The sequence below is a fragment of the Yinghuangia soli genome (assembly GCF_021502675.1).
GTDB lineage: Bacteria > Actinomycetota > Actinomycetes > Streptomycetales > Streptomycetaceae > Yinghuangia > Yinghuangia soli.
Genome location: NZ_JAKFHA010000004.1, coordinates 394,138 through 415,743, shown reverse-complemented (window position 1 = coordinate 415,743; position 21,606 = coordinate 394,138). Strand labels below are relative to the sequence as shown.

Below are 21,606 nucleotides of genomic sequence, written 5' to 3'. Positions count from 1 at the left end.
ATCCGCTGACGCCTTCCCCCGAAGATCGCCCCCGGCCCGGCCCGGTGTGATGGGGTGGGGACGAGCGCGCGATGTGACCTGGGACACAAACGGGGGCGGACCGATGAGTTCCGCCGGCCGCCCCCGTCTACCCCCACGACAGCAGCACGCGGAACCCGGAGCAGGCGGAAGCACCGCAGGCCCACAGCCCGAAGGAGCCATCATGGGGATCATCAAGGTGCACGAGTTCACCACCGTCGACGGCGTCATCGACGCGCCGATGTGGACCCTGGACTACGAGTTCACCGACCAGATGGGCGCCGCCATCGGCGGCTTCATGGGGTCGTGCACGACCATCCTGCTCGGCCGCACGACCTACCAGGAGTTCGCCCCGGCCTGGTCGACGCGCACGGCCGAGGACGACCCGGGCGCCCCGTTCTTCAACGAGACGCCCAAGTACGTGGTCTCCTCCACCCTCAAGGACGAGGACGCCGACTGGAACAACTCGACCGTGCTGGGCGCCTACGACGCCGACACCATCCGCCGCTTCAAGGCCGAGACCGAGGGCGACATCTACATCAGCGGCAGCGGCACCCTCGTCCGGGCCCTGATCGCGGACGGCCTGGTCGACGAACTCCACCTCTTCGTCTACCCGGTCGCGCTCGGCGGAGGCGCCCGGCTGTTCCCCGAGGGGACCGCGAAGACCGCGCTGAAGCTGGTCGGCAACGAGGCGATCGACAACGGCGTGCTGCACGTGACCTACGTGCCGGCCGAAGCCGCTCAGGCCTGACCGGAGCCGGCGTGGGGGTCGGGGCGGCCGAACTGCCGGACGTACCGCTTCTGCCAGGGCGTCTCGACCGCGTGCCGGTCGTAGGCGCGGCGCACGAAGGCGACCGCCTCGTCCGCGGGCACGCCGTCCAGGACCGCGAGGCAGGCCAGCGCGGTGCCGGTCCGGCCCCGGCCGCCGCCGCAAGCGAACTCCACGCGCTCGGTGCCGCTGCGCCGCAGCGCATCGGAGAAGACCGCGCGGGCCTCGGCCTTGTCGGCCGGCAGCCGGAAGTCCGGCCAGCGCAGCCACCGCGACTCCCACGCGGACGCGGGCGGCGGCTTGCCGAGCAGGTAGACGCCGTATGCCGGATCCGGTCCGGGCGGCTGCGGGTTCCGCAGCCCCCGGCCGCGGACCAGCCGGCCGGACGGCAGCCGCAGCACCCCCGGGTCTTCCGGCGACCAGGTCCCCGTCATTCGCGCCCCTCTCTGCACATGTCCATGCGCACCTGTGTACCTGTGTACCTGCGCGTACTTGCGTACTTGTGTGGTGCGAACCCGGACCGGCGCGCAGGTGTTCCCATTCGTCCAAGACCACCGGACGACCGCGGCGCAGACTCGAAGAGCAGGCAATCCCCGCCGCATCCACGCGGACAGCCGGAGCCAGGCTGCCCGCCCGCCCACGGAGGCCGGACCATGCGCCAGTCAGTGACACCGATGATCTCCTACGAGGACGCCGCCGGGGCCATCACCTGGCTCGTCGAGGCGTTCGGCTTCCGCGAGACCACCCGGATCGCGATGCCGGACGGCTCGGTCGGGCACGCCGAGTTGGAGACCGGGACCGGCGGGATCGTGATGCTCGCCCAGCCGACGCCGGAGTACCGCTCCCCCGCGCGGCACGCCAAAGACTGCGCGGACGCGGCGGCATGGCTGGCGGTGCCGTACGTCATCGACGGCGTGCACGTGTACGTCGCCGACCTGGATGCGCACCACGCGCATGCGAAGGCGGCCGGCGCGACGATCCTGGGCCCGCCCGAGGACACGCCGTACGGCCGCATGTACCGGGCCGCGGACCTCGAGGGGCACCGCTGGATGTTCGAGCAGCTGCCGGACGAGTAATCCGCGTGACCGGAGGAGGAGATGCCCGGATGCCTGCCGTCCCCCGACGCCTGACCTGGACGGTCGACCTGCTCGGCGTGCAGCCTGGGCACCGCGTGCTGGAGATCGGCTGCGGACGCGGCGTGGCCGCGGCCCTCGAGTGCGACCGGCTCGCGGACGGCACGTATCTCGGCATCGACCGCTCCGCCAAGGCGGTCGCCGCCGCGCGAGAACGCAACGCCGCCCAGGTGGACGCGGGCCGGGCCGTGTTCGCGGTGCAGGCCCTGGAGGACGCCGTCCTGGCCCCGGACGGCACCCTGGACACGGTGTTCGCGGTGAATGTCAACCACTTCTGGACGCACGACCCGGCCGGCGAACTGGACCGGATCAAGGCGGCGTTGCGGCCCGAGGGCAGGGTCTTCCTGGCCTACGAGCCGCCGCCGGGCGGCCGCCTGGACACGCTCGCGCCCCGGCTCGGTGCGGTGCTGGAGGCGGCCGGGTTCGCCGTGGCGGCCACGCACGACCCGGACGCGGGGCTGCTGTGCGTCGCGGGCAAATCGGTGGGCCGAGCGGGGCGTACCTCGTAGCGTGAGCGCCATGATTTCCTGGCGCCGCGTCACCGAGGACGACTTCCCGCTGCTCGCCCGGTGGCTGGCCGAACCGCACGTGGCCCGGTGGTGGAACCACGAGACGACGGCCGAGGCGGTCGCCCGGGACTTCGGGCCGTCGGCACGCGGCGCGGAGCCGTCGCAGGACTGGCTGGCGTCGGTGGACGGCGTGCCGTGCGCGCTGGTGCAGCGCAGCTTCTTCGCGGACTACCCCGAGTACCTCGACGAACTGGGCGCGTTTCTCGACGTGCCCGACGGGACGCTGAGCCTCGACTACCTGATCGGCGAGCGGGACCTGGTCGGGCAGGGCCTCGGTCCGCGGATCATCGCGTCCGCGGTGGCAAAGGCGTGGGCCGACGAGCCGTCCGCCACCGGCATCATGATCCCGGTCTCGACGGCCAACCAGCGCTCGTGGCGCGCCCTGGAGAAGGCCGGGCTCGCGCGTATCGCCGAGGTCGAACTCACCCCGGACAACCCGGTGGACGACCGCGCGCACGTCGTCTACTACCTGGCCCGCCCGGCCGGCGCCTGACCCGGACACCGGGAGGGGGCGCCAAGGTCCGGCAGACACGATCTAGGGTGAGATCCCGTCCGCAGGGGGCGGCAGGGCGCCGACGGGACAGGGCCGGACGGGAGCGGAACGGCGCGATGACACGGATACGCGGCGGAAGCAGCAAGCGGGGCGGGCGCGGGGCGGCGGCGCTGTGGCTGCTGGTGGCGGTCTGGCTGCTCCTGGCGGTTCCCGGTGCCGTGGTGTCCGCCGCGCTGCACGACCGCATGGCCGACCTGCCGGGCAGCGGCAGCAGCCCGTGGGCCGTCGCGGCGGTGGCCGGGTACGTCGGCGCGTTCATCCTCACCGGCTTTGTCGCACCGTGGGGTTCGGAATCCGCCTGGTCGCGGCGTACCGCATCGCGCGCGGCGGTGGTGGCAGGTGGCGCCTTCGGCGCGGGACTTGCGGCGTCGCTGCTCGGACCGGTGAACCCGTATGCCGCCGGACTCGCCGCCGGTGCACTGACATGCGTAGTCGCCTGGGCAGCCGCACGCCTGCTGGACCGCGGACCGGCCCGTACGCTGCCGCGTCCCACCCCCGGGTCGGCACCGCAGCCCGGGCAGATCTGGTTCGCCGCCGTGCCGTTCGACGATTCGGCGCAGGTCAAGGACCGCCCTTGCCTGGTGGTCGGCCGCACCCGGCGCGGCATCCGCGTTCTCAAGATCACCAGCCAGGACAAGTCGGGCCGCCCCGACTACGTGCGGATGCCCGTCGCCGGCTGGGACACCGCCGCCAAGCACGACAGCTGGCTCGAACTCACCCCGCGGCGCACGGTCGCCCGCAGCGCCTTCCGCCGGCCGCTGGGCGTCTGCGACAGGCATGTCTGGGCCCAGGTCACACGCCGCTACCCGGGGACGCGCTGATCCGAGGACCGGTCGGATCGGCGTTGGTGCCACAGGCAGCGTGGGCAGCCGACGCGAGCAGCGTCGTGATCGACCAAGTCAGCCCGGGGAAAGCCCTGTTCGCTGCCAGCGGGTGAGGATCTCGCCGTGCCAGGTGACCCACGTGCCGTCCGCAGGGGACCAGAGACCGCCGGCCCACTCGTGCTCGGTGGGTATCGGGCCGAGCACCTCCCCCGTGTGCGGGACGACGGCCCACGCGCTGAACTCGCGCCACTGCTCGGGGCCGTACTGCTCGACCGCGGCCTCGTCGTAGTCGTCGGCGAGCACGACCAGCGCGGTGGCCGCGTCGACACGGTGGTGGACGGGTTCGAGGTAGGGCCGGATATGGCCGGGCAGAGGCCGCGGGAAGCTGCCCGGGGTCAGCTGCGCGATGATGCTCCGGCCGTCCGCGGTCCTGCGGCGCAGTGCCCCGTCGCCGCTCAGCGAGATCTCGGCGCCGTCCAACGGGTCGACAACAAAGGGGACTTCGACGCCGGGTCCGGGTGAGGGAAAGCGAGGCTTGCCGTCGAGTCCCCACAGCACGGGTGTCCGGCCGAAGCGGGGCCCAGCCAAGGGCAGCGGCATGCGGACGGTCTCGCGGCCGTCCGCATCGCAATGGACGAGGCGCAGCGTCGCGGCGTCCTCGGGTTCGGAGAGCCAGACGCCGGGACGTACGCCCGGCGCGGCCGCGCCGACCCGGACGATGCGCAGCGGGGATGCGGGCTCGGTGGTGAACTCCCGCTCCCACAGGACCTCTCCGGTCTCCGCAATGGCGTGGTACTCGGACTCGCCGACGAGTACCGCGTACGACAGGTCGGCGGCCACCGGGAGGGATCCGACGACCGGGAGCGGGCTTTCCGCGGGCGCACGGAAGGAGGCAGCAGGCGTCAGGGTCGGGGTGCGGTCCGGCTCCGGAACCCGGCCGGCATCGGCCTGCCGGTCCGGAAGCTCGTACACGTGGACGGCTGTGTCGTCGCGCACGATCACCCGGGGGCGCAGTCCGCGGGCGTCGAACGTCACGCGGCCCCGGCTCCAGGTGCCCAGGCCCGGGATGCGGACGCGCCCGCACGGGTGTACGGCGAAGCGCTCGGGGGCGGGCTGCTGACCTGGCTGCATCCCGCCGATCCTGGCACAGCACGGGGGCGGACCAAGACGGCGTCAAGATGCGCCCGGTCCTGATCAAGAAGGCGGCAGGGATACACCCGTCCCCCGTGTCCGCGCACGAACCGCGCCTAGCGTCGGAGACGGGTCGCGAACGAGCGGCCCGCGAGAACGTGAAGACCGTGGAGGCAGCCGTGTTCGTGACCGAGAATGCTCCGTCGCGTGGCGAGGACCCCGACGAACGCCCGCGCAGCCGGGCCGTGCTGCACCGCGACGAAGCGGCTGCGGAACTGCCCTGGCTGCGCCGATCGCACCCCGACGCACAGCGCCCTTGGGTGCAGATGCCGCAGCGCGTCTTCGTCCCGGTGCGCAGCACGCCGTCCGGCATCGAGGTGCTGCGGCTGTTCAAGGACGCGCTGGGCACGCGCGTAGGGGTGGGGTTCACCTCGGCGGCGCAGCTGCGCGCGGTGCTCGGGAGCGGGCAGGAGTGGACCGTCATGGCGGAGACCTGCCTGCGCGAGACGCTCGCCGGGCTCGGGGTCGACGTCGTGGTCCGCGATCCGCGGCTGAGCGCGGCCCCCGTGGCGGGTTCCGCGGTGGGCGTCCCCGAGCCGGAAGCGGATGCGGTCCCCGGGCCGGATGCGGATGCGGTGCCCGAGCCGGATGCGGATGCGGATGCGGACGACGCCGCCGACCTGCCCGCCTGCATGCGGCACATCCCGCGGAACGACCGGATCTAGTCCCGGCTGCGCCCGTACCCCCGTACCCCCCGCGCACCCGTACACCCGTACACCCGTACACCCGCGCGCCTGCGCGCCTGCACTCCCGGTACCGACCATCTCGGCTGCCTGCTCCGTCCCCTTGGGGAGAATCGCCATGACCGACCTGACCACCACCCTCCCTGCCGTCCCCGTCCCCGCCCTCGTCCCCGGCTCTTCTGTCCGTCCGCGCCCGACCGGTCCGCGCGGGCCTGCGGACGCCGTCTGGTCCGCGCGTGCCCGTCCGGACGCCGCCGACGGCGAAGTGACCGTCGCCGGTCTCCGCCTCTCCGACCTCGCCGAGCGTTTCGGTACTCCGCTCTACGTGCTCGACGAAGGCGAGTTCCGGGACCGCTGCCGGGCGTACCGCCGGGCGCTGCCGCAGGCGCATGTGGCCTATGCCGGCAAGGCGTTCCTCAGCCGGGCGGTGGCCGCGTGGGTGCGCGAGGAGGGGCTGCATCTGGACGTATGCTCGCTGGGCGAGCTCGAAGTGGCCGCGGCCGCGGGGTTCCCGGCCGAGCGGATGATCCTGCACGGCAATGCCAAGACGCCGGACGAGCTGCGCGCCGCGCTGCGTTTCGGGGTGGGGCGGATCGTGCTGGACAACGTGGCCGAGGTGGCCCGGCTGGCGGCGCTCGTCCCGGCACACGACCGGCAGGCGGTGCTGATCCGGGTGATCCCCGGCGTCGAGGCGGGCGCGCACAAGGCGATCCGTACCGGTACCGCGGACCAGAAGTTCGGGTTGTCGATCGAGCACGGCGCCGCAGAAGACGCGATCGCCCGGGTGCTGGACCAGCCGCGTCTCGAACTCGTTGGCCTGCACTGCCATCTCGGGTCGCAGATCACCTCGGTGCGGCCGTTCCTCGCGGCGCTCCCCCGCATGGCCGCACTCGCTGCGCGGGTCCGCGACCGGCATGGCGTGGTGCTGCCCGAGCTGGATCTGGGCGGCGGCCACGGGATCGCCTACCGGAGCGGCGAACATGCCCTGGATCCTGCCGAGTTCGCGGACGACGTGATGCGGCATCTGGTCCGCGCCTACGCGGCGGTCGGCCTTCCCGGGCCGCAGCTGATCGTGGAGCCCGGGCGGGCGCTGATCGGCCCGGCGGGCGTCGCGGTCTACCGCGTGCTGGTCGTGAAGCGCACCGGGGACCGGACGTTCGTGGCCGTGGACGGCGGCATGAACGACAACCCGCGGCCGGCCCTCTACGGTGCCCGCCCCGAGCTGCGCCTCATCGGCCGGGCCGGGGCGCGTACCACCCGGACGGTGACCGTCGTAGGGCGCTTCTGCGAGGCCGGCGACATCCTGGCCCCGGACGTCGAACTCCCGGATGACGTACGGCCTGGCGACCTTCTGGCGGCGCCGGCCGCGGGTGCGTACCAGATGGCGATGGCGTCGACCTACAACATGGTCGGGCGGCCGCCGGTCGTCGCCGTGCGGGACGGACGCGCGCGCGTCATCGTGCGCCGCGAGACGACCGCGGACCTGCTGGCCCGCGACGTACCCCTCGGCGACTGACGCGCCCGGCGCGCCTCATAGGCTCGGGCGCATGTCCGACGCGCCGCAGTCCCTTGCCGAAGTCCGCAGCCGCATCGATGCGCTCGACGCCGACCTGGTCGGCCTGCTGGCCCGCCGCGAGGCGCTGGTCCGCGCCGCCGCGGCCTTCAAGAAGGACGAGCAGGCGGTGCGCGCGCCCGACCGCGTCGAGCGCGTCGTCGCGGCCGCGCGCGGCAAGGCGGCCGAGGCCGGCCTGTCGCCGGAGGTGGCGGAGGCGGTCTGGCGCGCGATGATCGCCGCGTTCATCGACCTCGAACTGACCGAGCACCTGGACCGGCAGGCAACCGGGCAGGCAGTCGAGCGGGCGACCGGGCAGGCGACTCAGCAGCCGTACGGGTAACTCGCCGCTTCGGCGGCGGCCAGGTCGGCGTCGCCGGTGCGGATGGCCTCGACCAGGCGGGCGTGGTCCATCGGCTCGTCCTGGCCGAGGTCGGTGCCGACGTCGTCGCGCAGCCAGTCGCGGAGCAGGGCGCCGAGGTCGGCGTAGAGCTCGCCGAGCACGTCGTTGTGGGCGGCGGCGACCACGGCCATGTGGAAGCCGGCGTCGGCGGCCACGAAGGTCTCCGCGTCGCCGGTGGCCCAGGCTTCGCTGCGGCGGGCCAGCAAGGCGTCGAGCTGGGCCATGTCCTTGTCGGTGCGGCGGACAGCGGCGAGCCGGGCCGCGGTGGATTCGAGGGTGGCGCGGACCTCGGCGACGTGCCGCGGGTCGGCGGCCGCGAAGCGGCGCTGCATGACGCCGGACAGCTCGCTGGTGGCGATGACGTATGTGCCGGAGCCCTGGCGGATGTCGAGGAGGCCGGTGTGCGCGAGCGCGCGCACGGCCTCGCGGACCGTGTTGCGGGCGACGCCGAGCTGGTCGACGAGCTCGGGTTCAGTGGGGATGCGCGATCCGACCGGCCACTCACCCGAGGTGATCTGCGCGCGCAGTTGTGCCGCGACCTGGTCGGCGAGCACGGACCGCTGCGGAGAGGTCAGGGGCATAGCGCTCCTTCGGGGCGGCAGTGGCCCAAGCAGGACCGAATTGGACAACCAATCATCCCATGATTCTATGATGGTCGCTATGTCCGAGCATGAAAGCCCCGCGATACGCCGCGTCCCCGAGCCGGACGCGCGGGCGGACGACGCGCGCGAGACGCGCGACCGGCGCGAGGCGGGCCCGGCGACGGCCGTCCGCCCGGATCGGCCGGCGAACGCCAGATCGGGCGGTGCGGCCGGGGATGCCGCAGCTGGGCCGGGGCAGGCCTCGATTCAGACCCCGGTGCAGGCCGCGGACGCCGAGCCGGTGCGCCCGTCGTGGTTCGCGCCGCTGCTGACGGTCGGCATCGTGCTCGCCGCGCTGAACCTGCGTCCGGCGATCACCAGCCTGGGCGCGCTCCTGGAGGAGACCCGGGACGGGCTCGGCATGAGCGGCTCGGTCGCGGGCGTGCTCACCTCGGTCCCGCCCCTGTGCTTCGCGATCTTCGGCGTCGCCGCGCCGCGGCTGGCCCGGCGGTTCGGTCCGGCCGCGGTGGTGTGCGCGGGCATGGCGGCGATCACCGCGGGCCTGGCGGTCCGGCCGTTCGCGGACGGGACCGCGGTGTTCCTCGCGGCAAGTGCGCTGACCCTGGCCGGGATCGCGCTGACCAACGTGCTGCTGCCGGTGATCGTCAAGCGCTGGTTCCCGGACCGGGTCGGCAGCATGACCGGCCTGTACTCGATGGCGATGGCGCTGGGCACGTCGGCGGCGGCCGCCGTGACGGTGCCGATGACCGGCGCGATGGGCGGCAATTGGCGGGCCGGGCTGGGGCTGTGGGCGGTCTTGGCCGCGGTCGCGGTGGTGCCGTGGCTGCCGATCGCCCGCGAGACGCGGCGGCGCGGCGCGGGTACGGACCAGGGCAGCCGGGCCGCGAAGTCCGGCGGCCGCGCCGAGCGCCGCCCGGAACGCCGCGCGGGCCGTCGCGCGGACGGCGGGGACCTCGGGCCGAACGTCCTGCGCAGCCGTACCGCCTGGGCACTGGCCTGCTACTTCGGCTTCCAGGCCACTTCGGCGTACATCACGATGGGCTGGATGCCGCAGATCTTCCGGGACGCGGGCGTCTCGGCCGGGCAGGCCGGCCTGCTGCTGGCCCTGACGATGGTGATGGGCGTGCCGCTCGCGTTCGTCATACCGCGGCTCGCGAGCCGGCTGCCGAACCAGGGCGTGCTGGTGGCCGGGCTCGGCGCGTTCGGGCTCGCCGGGTACGCGGGTCTGCTACTCGCACCGGCTGCCGGGGCTTGGGCCTGGGCGTTCCTGCTCGGCGTGTCGAACTGCGCGTTCCCGCTGGCGATCACGATGATCGGGCTGCGCGCCCGGTCGGCGGCCGGCATGGTCAAGCTCTCCGCGTTCGCGCAGAGCACCGGCTATCTGATCTCGATCCCCGGGCCGCTGCTGGTCGGCGTGCTCTACCAGCGCAGTGGCAGCTGGGGGCTGCCGATCGCGCTGATGGCGGCGCTGATGGTGCCGCAGATCCTGTTCGGCATCCGGGCCGGGCGCAACCGGCACATCGAGGACGAGGCAGCGGGCGGCGGCCGCCGGATGCGGCCGGTCGCGGCCGCGGACTGATCCGCCTGTCTCCGGCGGCTCTTCCGTGGCTGTCCAAGGCTGTCCGAGGCTGTCCGCATCCGTCCGCGTCCGTCCGAGGCCGCCGGCGTCGCCCGGGCCCGCCTCGGAAACTCAGGGCGTGCCGGCCGGGTCCCCTTCCGCGGTGCGCGGCCTGATGCGGAAGTCGAAGGGGACGGTGCCCGGGTCGACGATGCTCGTGCCGCCGTCGACGGTGAGCACGGCCCCGTTGACGTAGCCGGATTCGGCGGACAGCAGCCAGGCCACCGCGGCGGCGATCTCGTCCGCGGTGCCCGGGCGGCGCATCGGGGTCAGCCGGGTGACCTCGTCGTAGGCGGCGTCGAGCGCGAGGCCGTCGGGTTCGCCGAAGACGCGCATCTCCTCGTCGGCCATCTCGGTGCGCACCCAGCCCGGACACACGACGTTCGCGCGTACGCCGAGCGGCCCGAAGTCGGCGGCGATGCTCTGGGTGAGCATGGTCATCCCGGCCTTGGAGGCCGCGTACGCGGCGGCGCCCGAGGAGGCCCGCAGCCCGGCGATGGAGCTCACCGACACGAACGCTCCTCGGGCGGCGGCCAGATGCGGCACCGCGGCGCGGGCGAGGAGGAAGACCGAGGTGAGGTTGGTGGCCAGCGTGGTGTCCCAGTCCTCGACCGAGAGGTCGACCACGCTGCCGGGGCGCATGGTGCCGGCGTTCGCCACCACGCCGTCGATGCGGCCCGTGTGCTCCAGCGCGGTTTCCACGAGGCGGGCGACGTGGGCGGGGTCGGTGACGTCGCCGGGGTACGCGACGGCACCGGTGCGCTTGGCGACGGCGTCCAGGGCGTCGGCGCGCCGGCCGGTGACGACGACGTGTGCGCCCGCGGCGCGGGCGGTCGCGGCGACGGCCGCGCCGACTCCGCTGCCGCCGCCGGTGACGATGACGGCCTTGCCGTCGAGGCTCGTGCCGGAGTGCATGCCGGTTCCCCTTTGACCACGTGGCCGCAGCGGCTCGGCAGGCACCGCACCGCTGATCGTTTGGCCTCAAATAGTGCCATGGGGATGCGGGGTGCGTCGCGTACCGTCCGGACTCTGCCGCGGGCCCGGCGGCACGGGCGGGACCGGCGGCCCCGGGCGGGCCGCCGAGCGGATGCCAAGCCCCGGCTCGGCGGCGAATGACAGGTCGCGCAGGCGGCCGGCCGCCGGGCGGTCCAGGACGACCGCGGACTTCCAGCCGGGCGGCGGCGCGGCGGCCGCCGCCAGTGCGTCGAGGGTGCGGCGCGCGACCGCGCAGTGCCGGGCGAAGTCGCGCGGCGGAACGCAGCGGGACCGCGCCTGCTGGCCCGCCCGCGCCTCGTCCGTCCGGGCGTCGATGAACAGCAGGTGCACGTCTCGCCCTTGGCGCCGCGCGGTGGCGGCGAGCCAGGTCCGCACCAGGGGGACCGTGCCGCAGTCGTGGACCACGAGCGGCCCGCGGGCACGCAGCGCGGCGTACAGGCGCAGGTAGTGCGTGATCCGGACCAGCGGCCGGATGACCGGGTACGGCACCCACCACGGCAGGCGCAGCTGGAACCGCTCGCGGACGTGCTGGGAGTCGATGGTACGGGCCCTCGCGCAGCGCGCCATGAGCGTGCTCTTGCCCGCCCCGGGCAGGCCGGCCAGGACCACCAAGTCACTTGCACCATAGACGATTTGCTCGGGCGCCGGGCCGGTGCGCAGGTCGTGCAGCCCGGTCGGCCGCAGCGCGGTGGGGTACGCGGACCCGGTGCTGTCGCGCACGTCCACTCCTTGGTTCCGGCGGCCGGGATCCGGCTCCGTCCACGATGCGGCGGCGGCCGGACATCGTCGCGCCTTCCGCCATGAAACCGCACAGAGGCCCGTACTGCGCAACCGAGTTGACCTTTCGTGCGACAGCGGGCACATCATGGCGGCAAGGTACGACAGCAGTTGTCCGCGCGAGTGTCGATACCGATCGCTTCACGACCTGATGGCGCACTCTGGATGTTGGATCCCGGACCGAAGGAGAAGCCGATGAACACCAGTCCGCACACCGGCAGCGGCCCCGGCGCCATCACCCCGGACGGCTGCGCGGTCGAGTTCTACAGCCGCCTGCCCCCGATGGGCGAACCGGAGATCGTGCACGCCGCGGTGCCGCCGGGCGCGTCCGTCCTCGAACTGGGCTGCGGCACGGGCCGCATCCTGCGGCCGCTCGCCGCGCTCGGGCATCCGGTGTTCGGGGTCGACGAGTCCGCGGCGATGCTGGCCCGTGCGGACGATCTGCCGACCGCCTGCGCGCGGATCGAATCCGCGGACCTGGGCCGCGCGTTCGATGCGGTCCTGCTGGCCAGCACCATGGTCAATGCGGAGCCCGCGCAGCGGCGCGCGTTCCTCGCCGCATGCCGCCGGCACCTCGCGCCGGGCGGCGTCGTGGTGGTCCAGCAGACGAATCCGGACTGGTTCGCCACGGTCACCCCGGACGCCCTGGAGCACGACGGCATCCGCCGCGTGGTGCGCGAGGTGCGCCGCCCGGGACCGCAGGTCGAGGTGGTGGTCGACTACCACGTCGGCGACCTGACGTGGACGCACGAGTTCAGCCGGTATCCGGTGGATGCGGAGGAACTGGCCGCGGATCTCGCCTCCGCGGGCCTGGCGTTCGGCCGCCACCTCTCCCCCGACCTGACGTGGTTCACCGCGATCGCGGCAGCACGTTACGGCTCGGCCGTGTGACGAAACAGCGCCGCGCCGCGTGCACTTTTGTCTAAGTGAAGTGGAGCGCGGGCAACCATATGGCAGGGGTACTGCGTTCCACTGGGAAAGCACATGCACCAAGCCATGGCGAGTGCCCCGGCCGGGCGTAAGGAGCGACAGATGTCCTGCTCGCGGAACAACCAAGGCCCCCACGACTGGAAGCGCGAGACCAACGGACAACACAAATGGGTCTGCCGCAATTGCGGCACCCGGGTGTGAGGCCTGAGAACGGCCGCCGGCGCCCGGAGTTGCCCGAGCACCGGCACCACCCCCCTGATGACACCGCGGGGCCCTTAGGCAGGTCTTAGATCTGCCGGGGCCCCCTTAGGTGTGCGGCCCCGCAGGGCAAAGGCGTTGGTGCTCCTGCGGGATGGGGCATCCGTACGATGCCCGGCCCGCACCTGGGACGCGAACCTTGAAGCACACCGGGAGACCGGGACCGCGAGGCGGAAAGGCCGCCGGGCGGAGACGCTTCGAGGGGACCGGACACATGCTTCCGTACGAGATCGCCCAGGCCCGCCAGCAGGAGCTGCACCGCCGGGCCGCGCAGGAGCGGCTCGTGTCCCGGCTGCTCCGGGACCGCCGCGAGGCCCGGCGCCTCCGGCGTGCGGCGGCCGCGGCGGCGAAGTCGGCCGGTGCGCCGCCCGCCGGTGCGCAGGGCGCCGGAAGCGGCAGCCGGTGGAGCACCGGAAACTTCCACCGGGCCGCCTGATCGCGGGCGGCCGCCCCGAGGCGGTCGGCGGTCGCGCGGGCTGCCCGCGGGCGTGACGCACCCGCCCGCGGGTTCTCCGGTACGCGGTTCTCCCGCCCGCGGGTTCTCCCGTACGCCGGTCAGTCCTGGACCGGGATGCGCGCCTTCGCGGTGGCGAGGACGTGCGGGCCGAGGGAGTTGAGGCCCTTCACGCTCAGCGTGGCCACGTCGCCGTCGACGGCGGTCACCTCGCCTTCCAGCGTGAGCGTGTCGCCGGTGTGGTTCGGGGCGAGGAGCCGCAGGTCGACCTCGAGGAGCCGGGCGGCCGGGCCGCCCCAGTCGGTGACGACGCCGCCGACGAGGGCGGTGGTGGAGAGGATGTTGGTGAAGATGCCGGTGCGCCCGAGCGATCCGCGGGTCCAGTCGGCATCGTGGTGCGCGGCGTAGAAGTCCTGGGTGGCGAACGCGGTGGCGATCACGAAGGTGGGCGTGATCGGGATCGTGGTGACCGGCGTGCGGTCGCCGACCTGCGGGGCCTTCGCGAGCGGGCGGCAGGACCGCCCCGAGGCGGGCGTCGGGGCGGCGGGCTCGGCCTGCGCGGCGGCCGGCTGTGCGGCCGGCGCGGCGTCGGATGCGGACGCGGTCGGGGCGGGTGCCGGCGGGGTGCGGAAGCACAGCACCGTCCAGTCGACCGTGGCGACGTCGCGGTCGAGCTGGTCGCGGAAGGTCATGCGCGTGGTGACGAAGTACCCGGCGCCCAGGGCGGTCTTCTTGCGCGGCGACACGCTGCTGAGCACGGTCTCGCAGACGAGGTGGTCCCCGAGCTCGGCTTCGCGGTGGTACTCCTGGCGGCAGTGCGTCGCGGCGCGAGCCGCGTAGCCGTGCGCGGTGAGCAGGCGGTGCACAGCGGCCGCGGGGTTCGGCGGCGCGGTCTCTTTGGCTTCCCCGGTCTCGTCGCCGTTCGGGCCCAGGTACGGCGCGTACCCGGGAACCTGCGACAACGTGGCTGCCAGCGCCGGGAGTTGCGGCATGGTCCAGGCCTGGATCATGGTCGGCGGGGCGATCACCCCGGACCGGCCGGCGGCCTCGGCCGCGGCGGCTTCGCGGTAGACGCGGTTGGGGTCGCCGTGCGCGTCGGCCCACATGTCGAGCATGGGCGCGTTGACGGCGTACCGGGCCCGCGTGGGCGTCACGGTCCCCTGCGCGACGCAGTCCTGGAGCTGCGCGTCGAGCTCGGCCGTGTCGTCCGTACCGCCCGTGGCGTCCTGCAGCGCTTCGGTCGTCATCCCCCGCCCCTCACCTTCGCGACGATCATCGGTCACGCCGCACACCCTACCCACTTACTTGACGCAAGCAAGGTTTACAGCTGTGCAGAGAAATGGGTACCGCGCGAGGGACGAGGGGCAGCATGATCGCCGCATGGGGCCGCGTTTCCGCTGGGAGCTCACCGGCCGAGGCTGGGCGCGATGCACGATCGGCGACGCGGCTGTGGGCAACAGTGTCGCCGTGACCGCGTCCTTCATCGCACCTGCACCGGAGGAACTCCTCCTCGCGGTGAGCCGGATCGCGCAAGGCGCCCGCGAGGCACGTGCGTGGTTCGCGGCCGAGCCCGGCGGCACCATCTGGTACTTCACGCGCGATGGTGATTGCGTGACGGTCCGTCTGGTCGGGGTCGACGACGGGCACGCCGCCGCGCCGGTGAGTCAGGTGCTGTGGGAGGGCACCTACACGGTCGCGGCACTGGCACGTGGCGTGCTCCGCGGCTTCGACCAGGTAGCCGACGCGTACGGTTCCGAGGGGTACGGCACTGCGTGGGGGCGTCCGTTCCCGGAGTTCGAGGTCCGCGCGCTGCGGGCCGCGTACCGGAGGCTCCGCGCCGGGTGGTGCCGTGGGTCAGGATTCGGCGAGGGGTAGTTCGCCGACCGTTTCGCCGCCGCTCTGCTCGCCGGTGGGGCGGAAGCCCAAACGCAGGCAGAAGCGCTCCGGGCCGTCGGGGCCCGGGTGCCACGTGGTGGTGAGGGTGCTGCCGCCTCGGCGGCGGATCTCGTCGGCCACGCTCGCCACCGCGAAGCGCCCGTACCCGCGGCCTTGTTCGCCGGCCGCGATGTTGAGGCGCCACAGGCCGGAGCGGATGTCGCGGCCGGTGCCGTCGCCGGCGAAGTCGATGCCGAGGAAGGCCATGAGGAAGCCGACCGGCCGGTCGCCGTCGAGGATCAGGCGCGGCCAGGCGACACCGGGGTGGACGTACGCCTCGGCGAGCGACTTCACCACCGGCGAGACGTACTCCTCCTGGTCGGCGCGGACCCGGATGGCGAGGGCGGCGTCGATGTTGGCCCGAGTGATCTCGTCGAGGCGGAGGGTGCCGGTCATGAGAGCACCCTAACCAGGCCGGCCTGGCGGCCCGACCTGCGCCGGAGCGTCCGCCCGGCCTGCGGCCGTGCAGCGAGGCGTCCGTTTTCCGCCGGTGGTGCAGAGCTCGCGGGCGCATGCTCGACAGGGCAAGGACGACAGCGCACGCGAACGGAAAGAGGCGACCACCATGACCACCGTCCACACGTCGGTTCCCAGCCCGGTCGGCGAGCTGCTGCTCGTCGGGAGGGACGCAGCCGGCGGCACCGTGCTGACCTCGGTGTCCACTCCGGGTGCCAAGAACGCCCCGGTGCCGCAGGCCTCGTGGCGTCGCGCCCCGGCGGCGTTCGCGGCGGCGGCCGAGCAGTTGGAGGCCTACTTCGCCGGTGAGCGCACGGTCTTCGATCTCGCGTTCGACGCGCCGGGCTCGGACTTCCAGGTGCGGGCCTGGCGGGCCCTGGAGGAGATCCCGTACGGCACGACCACCACCTACGGCGCGCTCGCCACCCGGCTCGGGCTCCCGCGCGAGCGGGTCCAGGCGCTCGGCGGCGCGATCGGCGCCAACCCGCTGCTGATCGTGCGCCCGTGCCACCGGGTGATCGGCGCGGACGGCACGATGCGGGGCTACGCGGGCGGCGTCGAGCGCAAGCACCGGCTCCTCGTCCACGAGGGCGCCCTGCAGCCCACCCTGGTATGAGCGGCGGGCCGGCGGCCGGTGCTGCCGTACGCCGCTACACCTTGACCGGTCCCGACGGGCGGCCCTACCGGAGCGAAGTGCCGGGGGTGCTCGGCGGGTACCGGCGCGGGCGGCTCTTCGGGCGGTTGGACTGCCCGTCCGCGCTGCGGGCGATCGCGCGCGGCGGGTACATCCGCGAGCGGGTGTTCTTCGCCGACGAGGCCGCCGCCCGCGCGGCCGGCTACCGCCCCTGCGCGGTGTGCCTGCCGGACTTGTACGCCAGGTGGAAGTCGGGACGAGAGGAATCGATGTGAGGCATTTCGCCGACCGGGTGTCGCCGCTGTTGACGCCCGGCGAGACCGCCGCGTTCGGCCCGCCGGACCCGCCGACGGCCCATACGGAGGCCGAACTTGCCGCGCTTGTCGCCCTGTTGGCCTCGCCGCAGGTCGGCGCCGCGGACATCGCCGTGGGCCACAGCCGGGACGCGGTATCGGCGGCGGCCGCGCACGCGCTGGTCGAGGCGTGGCAGGCCGGCGCGGGCCGGATGGTGTCGGCCGTCGTGGACTGGCCCGAGGAGGCCGCCTCGTGGCTGCGTCCGGCCCGGCGCTTCGCCGCGCCGGGGCCGGACGCGTGGGTGGTGGCCGCCGCGGGCCGGGGCTGGGCGCAGCTGAGCCGGCGGCTGCGGCGCGACACCGGATGGGAGCCGGGCCGGACGTTCGGCTTCGCGGCCGCCGCGGATCCGCGTACCGTCGCCCTCGCCGGGGCGGGCACGTTGGACGGCATGCGCGGGGCGGACGCCGACGGCACGCTGTGGCGTGTCGAGGGCGGCTGGGTGGTGCGCTGAGCCCGGCCTCGGGCACCGCGTGCGGCTCAGTAGTCCTTGAGGACCAGCGAGGCGATGATCTCCCCGGCTTCCTGGAAGTCCGGTACCGCGGTGTCCAGGTCGGTGTCCTCGCCGAGTTCGGCGGCCGCCTGGGCCTCAACACGTGCCTTGTTGGTGTACGCCAGTTCCTGGTTCAGGCGTACGTATTCGCGCATCTCCTCCTCGTACGCGGCGAAGGCCGCGATGTGGTCGCCGTCGGCGGCCTTGAGCTCCCCGGCCAGGACGTAGGCGGCCGCGATGGCCAGTGTCGTGCCCTGGCCGGACAGCGGGGACGCGCAATACGCGGCATCGCCGAGGAGGACGACGCGGCCGGACGACCAGCTGTCCATGCGGATCTGGGCCATGGCGTCGAGATGGAAGTCCGGGGCGTCCCACATGTGCCCGAGCATGCGCGGGAGTTCCCAGCCCTGGCCGCCGAGCCGGTCGGCGAGCACGCGCTTGAGCGCGTCGGTGTCGCGGTGGTCGCAGGCGAGCAGGTCGGCCGACTCGAAGCCCATGTAGACCCGGCATTCGGTGTTGCCGCGCACGCTCATGACGCCGCCGCCCCACGTGCCGCCGGGGGCCTGGTGGAACAGCTGCCACCGGTCGAGGCCGAGGTAGTTCGGCATGGTCCAGACGGACAGGTAGGTGCCCATGTAGGCGAGGTAGTCGGCTTCGGGGCCGAAGACCAGCTTGCGGGTATTGGAGTGCAGTCCGTCGGCGCCGACGACGAGGTCGAAGGTCCGGGCCGGGTGGTGGCGGAAGCCGACGCGCACGCCGGTCTCGTCCTGCTCCACGGATGTGAGGGAGTCGCCGAACAGGTACTCGATGCCGGGTCCGGCCGCCTCCGCCAGGATCGTGCAGAGGTCGTCGCGGAGGATCTCGACGTCGGGGCTGTCGATCTCGCCGCCGGTGATGGTGCGTTCGGTGGTGCTGAAGAGCTCCTTGCCGTCGCCGTCGACCATGCTCATGCCGCGCATCCGGACGCGGCGGTCGCGGATCCGGTCCAGGACGCCCATCCGGGCGGCGACGTCGAGGGCCGGGCCGCGGACGTCGATCGCCTGGCCGCCCGGGCGCAGTTGCGGGCTCGCCTCGACGATGGTGACGGTGAAGCCGTACCGGTCCAGCCAGTACGCGAGGGCGGGGCCGCCGATGCCGGCGCCGGAGATGAGGACGCGGCGGTTGCGGCCGGGCGCGGCTGCGGTGGCCGCGGAAGTGGCGGTGGTCGTGGCGGTGGTCGTGGTCATGGGGCGCTCCTCGAGTCCTTGCGCGGCTCCGGGCCGCGGTGTCGGTCTTGAGGTTGTCCGGGTGCGCTGACCGCGCCCGCACCGCGCACTGACCGGCGCTGACCGGCGCTGACCGGCACGGGCGCCGCCGGTCAGCGCAGGCCAGCGCCGGTCAGCGCAGTCCGGGATCGGGGAGGATGTCGGCCGGGTCCAGCGGCCAGGTGCTCCGGCGCAGGCTGAGGCGGTCGGCGTACGGATAGCCTTCGAGGCCCGGCGGCGGCTCGGACATGTGGCAGCGGGTCACCAGGAGTTCGCGGCGGCGGTCGAGCGGCAGGGTGTACTCGTCGACGTGCGCTGCGGAGGCCGCCGCGTCGTCCAGGTAGTACTCGCCGTCCCAGTTGAGGTGCAGGCCCTCCGCGTCGTCGTAGAAGCGGGCGAACTCGGTACGCCACTGCGAGTTCGAGCCCCAGCCGTGCCCCGGGTCGTCGCAGGCGCGGCCGCCGCGCCGGTGGGTGAAGTGCAGGGTCGAGGTGGTCGCGATGCGCGCGTCCAGGAGCCGGGCCGGGGCGCGGACCCGCACGCCGGCCCGGCAGAAGAGGAGGTCTCCGAAGCGGAATCCGGGCCAGAGGATTTCGTCGAGGACGACGGCCTCGGCGTCCTCGTCCGGGACGACCGCGGCGATCTCGTGGTGGAACGGCGAGAAGTCCGGCCCGGCGTCGACCGCGTCCAGGCCGAGGCGGGCGCCGAAGAAGTCGGTGTGGAGGGCGAGTTCGCGGACGTCGGGCCGGGTGTGCGGGGCGGAGCCGGCGTGCCAGGGCGAGCCGCATTCGATCAGGTAGTCGCTGATCCGGCCGAGGGCGTACAGCGAGAAGAGGACGCTGGAGCGGCGGCTGAGCCGGTCGCCCGGCGCTGCGCCCGCGGGTTCGTCCGCAAGCCAGCCGGTGCCCGGGAGCGGCTCGCGGTGGCGCAGGGGTGCCACGGCGGCCAGTTGCCCGGCGAGCGGAGCCGCGGCGCGGTCCAGTATGCGCTGTTTGTTCTAGGGCCGCGGCGGTGCTCGTGGCAACCCGCTTCCCCGGGCTGCGGGCGTTCCGGCCGCCGCGGCGGCAAGATGGACCGCATGATCGAGAGGCTCTCCGGCAGGGTCGTATACGCGAACGACTGGATGACGGTGCGCGAGGACCGCGTCGTGCACGCGTCGGGCGCGCACGGTATCTACGGGTACGTCGACAAGGCGGACTTCGCGCTCGTGATCCCGCGTACCCCGACCGGGTTCTGGATGGTGCAGGAGCACCGGTACCCGGTCGGCGAGCGCCGGTGGAGCTTCCCGCAGGGCGGCTGGCCGGCCGGGGCGTCGGGTGACGCGGAGGCGCTGGCGCGCGCCGAACTCGCCGAGGAGGCCGGGCTGACCGCGGGGCGGATCACGCACCTGGGCCGGCTGGACGTGGCGCACGGGATGTCCACGCAGGGCATGCAGGTGTTCCTCGCCGAGGACTTGCAGGAGGGCGAGCCGCGGCGCGAGGAGACCGAGGCCGACATGGTCCACCGGCACGTCACCGAGGCGGAGTTCGTCGGCATGATCACAGGCGGGCGGCTGCTCGACAGCGGCAGTCTCGCGGCGTACGCGCTGTACTTGCACCGGCCGGACCGCGCCGCCTGACCGCACCCGGGCGCAGGGCGGTTCGCCGCGGGTGCGGTCGGGCGGGGGCGTCCGGCGGGCGGTCCGGCGGTGCCCGGGTTCACTCGGCGGCCGGCGGTTCCTCCCCGGTCGTCGCGGCGAGCAGGCGGCCGATGGTGCGTTCGGCCTCCGCCTTGTCGACGCCGAGGCCGGCCAGGACCCCGGTGCCGTCCTCGCGTTCCACCAGCGCGAGCAGGATGTGCTCGGTGCCGATGTAGTTGTGGCCGAGCCGCAGCGCCTCGCGGAAGGTGAGTTCGAGCGCCTTCTTCGCCTGGCCGTTGTAGGGGATGAGCGCGGGCACGTCGGCGGCCGGCTCGGGCAGCACGGGTGCCACCGCGGCGCGCACCGCCGCGGCCCGCACGCCCTGCGCGCCGAGCACGAGCATGGCGAGCCCTTCGGGTTCCGCGAGCAGGCCGAGGAGCAGGTGCTCGGGCTGCATCTCGGCGTTGCCCGCGGTGCGGGCCTCTTCCTGGGCGGCGACCACGACGTTGCGGGCCCGCGGGGTGAACCGGCCGAAGCCCTGGTTCGGGTCGAGCGTGGTGGGCTCGCCGGGGTCCTTGGGCACGAAGCGCTTCTGCGCGGCCTGCTTGGTGACCCCCATGCTGCGGCCGATCTCGGTCCACGAGGCCCCGGACCGGCGGGCCTGGTCGACGAAGTGGCCGATCAGATGGTCGGCGATCTCGCCGAGGTGGTCGGCGGCGATGACCGCGTCGGTGAGTTGGTCGAGGGCGTCGCTGTGCGCCTTCTTGATGGCCTCGATCAGGTCGTCGAGGCGGACGGGCTGCGGCATCTGGAGCGGTTCGGTGTTCTCCATGCGTCAACCGTAGGTTGACGCTCCCTCGTTCGTCAACCTTGGGTTGACGTTCGGTGCGGCGAGTCCTCGTGTGGCCCTTGACCTGTGCGGCGCCTGGCTGTTCGCTTCTCGGGCGGCGCCGGAGGGCCGGTCCGGATCCCGGTTTCGGCATACCGAAAGACCGGCCGCCGCCCTGGCACGAGGAGGCTCGGTGGGCATCGGGATGCTGCTGGACATGGCGCTTGCCGCGCACCCGGACCGCATCGCGGTCGGACGCCGCGCCGCGGGCCGCGGGCCGGGCGGGGCTCCTGACCGTCTGACGGACGGGCCGGCGGGCGGGCTGCCGGGCGGGGATGCCGCCCTCACGTACGCCGACCTGGCCCGGATCGCGGCCGGCGGTGCCGGGCTGCTGCAGGCCGCGAAGGCCCGGCACGTGGTCCACGTGGGCGTCAACGGACCGCTCTTCCCGGCCCTGCTGTTCGCGTGCGCACACGCCGGGCTGCCGCTCACCCCGCTCAACTACCGCCTCTCCCCTGCCCAATTGCACGACCTGATCGGCGGGCTCGACGACCCGCTCGTGGTGGCGGACCGGGTCTACGCGGACGCGCTGGCGGCCGCCCCCGCCGGCGTCCGCGCCCCCGGCGTCGACGGCGCCGCGTGGCTGGCCGGCGCCGCGGCGGCCGAGCCGGTCGCCACCGCCGAGGACGACGACGCCGCGGCGGGGGGGGCGGTCA

At 73.9% G+C, this 21,606-nt stretch carries 27 protein-coding genes; 17 read left to right on the top strand and 10 right to left on the bottom strand.

Translation table 11 applies throughout. From position 1 onward, the window contains the following. Window positions 1-202: 202 nt before the first annotated feature. Window positions 203-769, top strand: a complete 567-nt coding sequence (locus tag LZ495_RS10910) for a dihydrofolate reductase family protein (RefSeq protein ID WP_235051876.1) — start codon at window positions 203-205, stop codon at window positions 767-769. Here LZ495_RS10910 and LZ495_RS10905 read toward each other — a convergent pair. Further along, on the bottom strand, window positions 760-1,221 hold the full coding sequence (locus LZ495_RS10905) for a protein-tyrosine phosphatase family protein (protein WP_235051875.1): 462 nt from the start codon (window positions 1,219-1,221) through the stop codon (window positions 760-762). The two genes, LZ495_RS10910 and LZ495_RS10905, sit on opposite strands and share 10 nt — an antisense overlap. A gap of 219 nt (window positions 1,222-1,440) precedes the next feature. On the opposite strand from LZ495_RS10905, the gene LZ495_RS10900 reads away from it, so the two are divergent. The 4 genes from LZ495_RS10900 to LZ495_RS10885 all read left to right on the top strand — a co-directional run bounded on the left by LZ495_RS10900 (window position 1,441) and on the right by LZ495_RS10885 (window position 3,863). Then, the gene (locus LZ495_RS10900) at window positions 1,441-1,863 is read left to right on the top strand and encodes a VOC family protein (RefSeq protein WP_235051874.1); all 423 of its coding nucleotides are present in this window, start codon (window positions 1,441-1,443) and stop codon (window positions 1,861-1,863) included. Between the two features lie 29 nt (window positions 1,864-1,892). After that, window positions 1,893-2,429 carry a class I SAM-dependent methyltransferase gene (locus LZ495_RS10895; protein ID WP_235051873.1) on the top strand — a complete coding sequence of 179 codons (537 nt, stop codon included), beginning with the start codon at window positions 1,893-1,895 and terminating at the stop codon, window positions 2,427-2,429. Window positions 2,430-2,439: 10 nt separating this feature from the next. Further along, window positions 2,440-2,982 carry a GNAT family N-acetyltransferase gene (locus LZ495_RS10890; protein ID WP_235051872.1) on the top strand — a complete coding sequence of 181 codons (543 nt, stop codon included), beginning with the start codon at window positions 2,440-2,442 and terminating at the stop codon, window positions 2,980-2,982. Between the two features lie 116 nt (window positions 2,983-3,098). Further along, window positions 3,099-3,863 (top strand): type II toxin-antitoxin system PemK/MazF family toxin, encoded by a 765-nt coding sequence (locus LZ495_RS10885; protein ID WP_235051871.1) that lies wholly within the window; start codon window positions 3,099-3,101, stop codon window positions 3,861-3,863. Window positions 3,864-3,941: 78 nt separating this feature from the next. Here LZ495_RS10885 and LZ495_RS10880 read toward each other — a convergent pair whose 3' ends face one another. Beyond that, complete coding sequence (locus LZ495_RS10880; protein ID WP_235051870.1) at window positions 3,942-4,997, bottom strand: hypothetical protein; 1,056 nt, start codon at window positions 4,995-4,997, stop codon at window positions 3,942-3,944. Between the two features lie 95 nt (window positions 4,998-5,092). Between LZ495_RS10880 and LZ495_RS10875 the strand changes: the two genes are divergently transcribed. The 3 genes from LZ495_RS10875 to LZ495_RS10865 all read left to right on the top strand — a co-directional run bounded on the left by LZ495_RS10875 (window position 5,093) and on the right by LZ495_RS10865 (window position 7,635). Continuing rightward, on the top strand, window positions 5,093-5,722 hold the full coding sequence (locus tag LZ495_RS10875; protein WP_235051869.1) for an SAV_915 family protein: 630 nt from the start codon (window positions 5,093-5,095) through the stop codon (window positions 5,720-5,722). 136 nt (window positions 5,723-5,858) lie between these two features. Next, the gene (lysA, locus tag LZ495_RS10870; RefSeq protein ID WP_235051868.1) at window positions 5,859-7,256 is read left to right on the top strand and encodes a diaminopimelate decarboxylase; all 1,398 of its coding nucleotides are present in this window, start codon (window positions 5,859-5,861) and stop codon (window positions 7,254-7,256) included. Between the two features lie 31 nt (window positions 7,257-7,287). After that, on the top strand, window positions 7,288-7,635 hold the full coding sequence (locus LZ495_RS10865; RefSeq protein WP_235051867.1) for a chorismate mutase: 348 nt from the start codon (window positions 7,288-7,290) through the stop codon (window positions 7,633-7,635). Here LZ495_RS10865 and LZ495_RS10860 read toward each other — a convergent pair. Beyond that, window positions 7,617-8,276, bottom strand: coding sequence for a FadR/GntR family transcriptional regulator (locus LZ495_RS10860; RefSeq protein ID WP_235051866.1), 660 nt, complete (start codon window positions 8,274-8,276; stop codon window positions 7,617-7,619). The genes LZ495_RS10865 and LZ495_RS10860 overlap by 19 nt on opposite strands. A 79-nt stretch (window positions 8,277-8,355) precedes the next feature. On the opposite strand from LZ495_RS10860, the gene LZ495_RS10855 reads away from it, so the two are divergent. Further along, complete coding sequence (locus LZ495_RS10855; protein ID WP_235051865.1) at window positions 8,356-9,876, top strand: CynX/NimT family MFS transporter; 1,521 nt, start codon at window positions 8,356-8,358, stop codon at window positions 9,874-9,876. Window positions 9,877-9,987: 111 nt separating this feature from the next. Here the strand turns inward: LZ495_RS10855 and LZ495_RS10850 are convergent, their stop codons facing one another. Together LZ495_RS10850 and LZ495_RS10845 are read right to left on the bottom strand one after the other, a co-directional pair. Then, a complete protein-coding gene (locus tag LZ495_RS10850) occupies window positions 9,988-10,830 on the bottom strand; it encodes an SDR family NAD(P)-dependent oxidoreductase (RefSeq protein ID WP_235051864.1) in 843 nt (280 codons plus the stop codon). Between the two features lie 66 nt (window positions 10,831-10,896). Continuing rightward, entirely contained in the window at window positions 10,897-11,631 is a 735-nt protein-coding gene (locus LZ495_RS10845; protein WP_235051863.1) for an AAA family ATPase, read from the bottom strand. Window positions 11,632-11,883: 252 nt separating this feature from the next. Here LZ495_RS10845 and LZ495_RS10840 point away from each other — a divergent pair, with 252 nt between their 5' ends. Both LZ495_RS10840 and LZ495_RS10835 read left to right on the top strand, forming a co-directional pair. After that, on the top strand, window positions 11,884-12,579 hold the full coding sequence (locus LZ495_RS10840) for a class I SAM-dependent methyltransferase (RefSeq protein WP_235051862.1): 696 nt from the start codon (window positions 11,884-11,886) through the stop codon (window positions 12,577-12,579). Window positions 12,580-13,090: 511 nt separating this feature from the next. Next, a complete protein-coding gene (locus LZ495_RS10835; protein WP_235051861.1) occupies window positions 13,091-13,312 on the top strand; it encodes a hypothetical protein in 222 nt (73 codons plus the stop codon). Window positions 13,313-13,431: 119 nt separating this feature from the next. Here LZ495_RS10835 and LZ495_RS10830 read toward each other — a convergent pair whose 3' ends face one another. Beyond that, window positions 13,432-14,577 carry an FAS1-like dehydratase domain-containing protein gene (locus tag LZ495_RS10830; protein ID WP_235051860.1) on the bottom strand — a complete coding sequence of 382 codons (1,146 nt, stop codon included), beginning with the start codon at window positions 14,575-14,577 and terminating at the stop codon, window positions 13,432-13,434. Between the two features lie 133 nt (window positions 14,578-14,710). Between LZ495_RS10830 and LZ495_RS10825 the strand changes: the two genes are divergently transcribed. Then, entirely contained in the window at window positions 14,711-15,205 is a 495-nt protein-coding gene (locus LZ495_RS10825) for a hypothetical protein (protein ID WP_235051859.1), read from the top strand. Here LZ495_RS10825 and LZ495_RS10820 read toward each other — a convergent pair. Continuing rightward, complete coding sequence (locus LZ495_RS10820; RefSeq protein WP_235051858.1) at window positions 15,185-15,661, bottom strand: GNAT family N-acetyltransferase; 477 nt, start codon at window positions 15,659-15,661, stop codon at window positions 15,185-15,187. The genes LZ495_RS10825 and LZ495_RS10820 overlap by 21 nt on opposite strands. A 169-nt stretch (window positions 15,662-15,830) precedes the next feature. On the opposite strand from LZ495_RS10820, the gene LZ495_RS10815 reads away from it, so the two are divergent. From LZ495_RS10815 to LZ495_RS10805, 3 genes are read left to right on the top strand one after another with little or no spacing between them, the layout of a single operon-like run. Then, the gene (locus LZ495_RS10815; RefSeq protein WP_235051857.1) at window positions 15,831-16,337 is read left to right on the top strand and encodes a methylated-DNA--[protein]-cysteine S-methyltransferase; all 507 of its coding nucleotides are present in this window, start codon (window positions 15,831-15,833) and stop codon (window positions 16,335-16,337) included. Beyond that, window positions 16,334-16,630 (top strand): Ada metal-binding domain-containing protein, encoded by a 297-nt coding sequence (locus LZ495_RS10810; protein ID WP_235051856.1) that lies wholly within the window; start codon window positions 16,334-16,336, stop codon window positions 16,628-16,630. Before LZ495_RS10815 ends, LZ495_RS10810 begins: the two co-directional genes overlap by 4 nt. After that, window positions 16,627-17,160 carry a hypothetical protein gene (locus tag LZ495_RS10805; RefSeq protein ID WP_235051855.1) on the top strand — a complete coding sequence of 178 codons (534 nt, stop codon included), beginning with the start codon at window positions 16,627-16,629 and terminating at the stop codon, window positions 17,158-17,160. The genes LZ495_RS10810 and LZ495_RS10805 overlap by 4 nt, the downstream gene beginning before the upstream one ends. Before the next feature lie 26 nt (window positions 17,161-17,186). On the opposite strand, the gene LZ495_RS10800 is transcribed toward LZ495_RS10805, so the two are convergent. Both LZ495_RS10800 and LZ495_RS10795 read right to left on the bottom strand, forming a co-directional pair. Next, entirely contained in the window at window positions 17,187-18,425 is a 1,239-nt protein-coding gene (locus LZ495_RS10800) for an FAD-dependent monooxygenase (protein ID WP_235051854.1), read from the bottom strand. A gap of 151 nt (window positions 18,426-18,576) precedes the next feature. Beyond that, window positions 18,577-19,383 (bottom strand): hypothetical protein, encoded by an 807-nt coding sequence (locus LZ495_RS10795; RefSeq protein WP_235051853.1) that lies wholly within the window; start codon window positions 19,381-19,383, stop codon window positions 18,577-18,579. A 138-nt stretch (window positions 19,384-19,521) separates the two neighbouring features. On the opposite strand from LZ495_RS10795, the gene LZ495_RS10790 reads away from it, so the two are divergent. Continuing rightward, window positions 19,522-20,061 (top strand): NUDIX domain-containing protein, encoded by a 540-nt coding sequence (locus LZ495_RS10790; protein WP_235051852.1) that lies wholly within the window; start codon window positions 19,522-19,524, stop codon window positions 20,059-20,061. Window positions 20,062-20,140: 79 nt separating this feature from the next. On the opposite strand, the gene LZ495_RS10785 is transcribed toward LZ495_RS10790, so the two are convergent. After that, a complete protein-coding gene (locus LZ495_RS10785; RefSeq protein ID WP_235051851.1) occupies window positions 20,141-20,893 on the bottom strand; it encodes a Clp protease N-terminal domain-containing protein in 753 nt (250 codons plus the stop codon). 190 nt (window positions 20,894-21,083) lie between these two features. On the opposite strand from LZ495_RS10785, the gene LZ495_RS10780 reads away from it, so the two are divergent. After that, a partial coding sequence (locus LZ495_RS10780) for an AMP-binding protein (protein WP_372498550.1) occupies window positions 21,084-21,606 on the top strand: 523 nt, incomplete at its 3' end.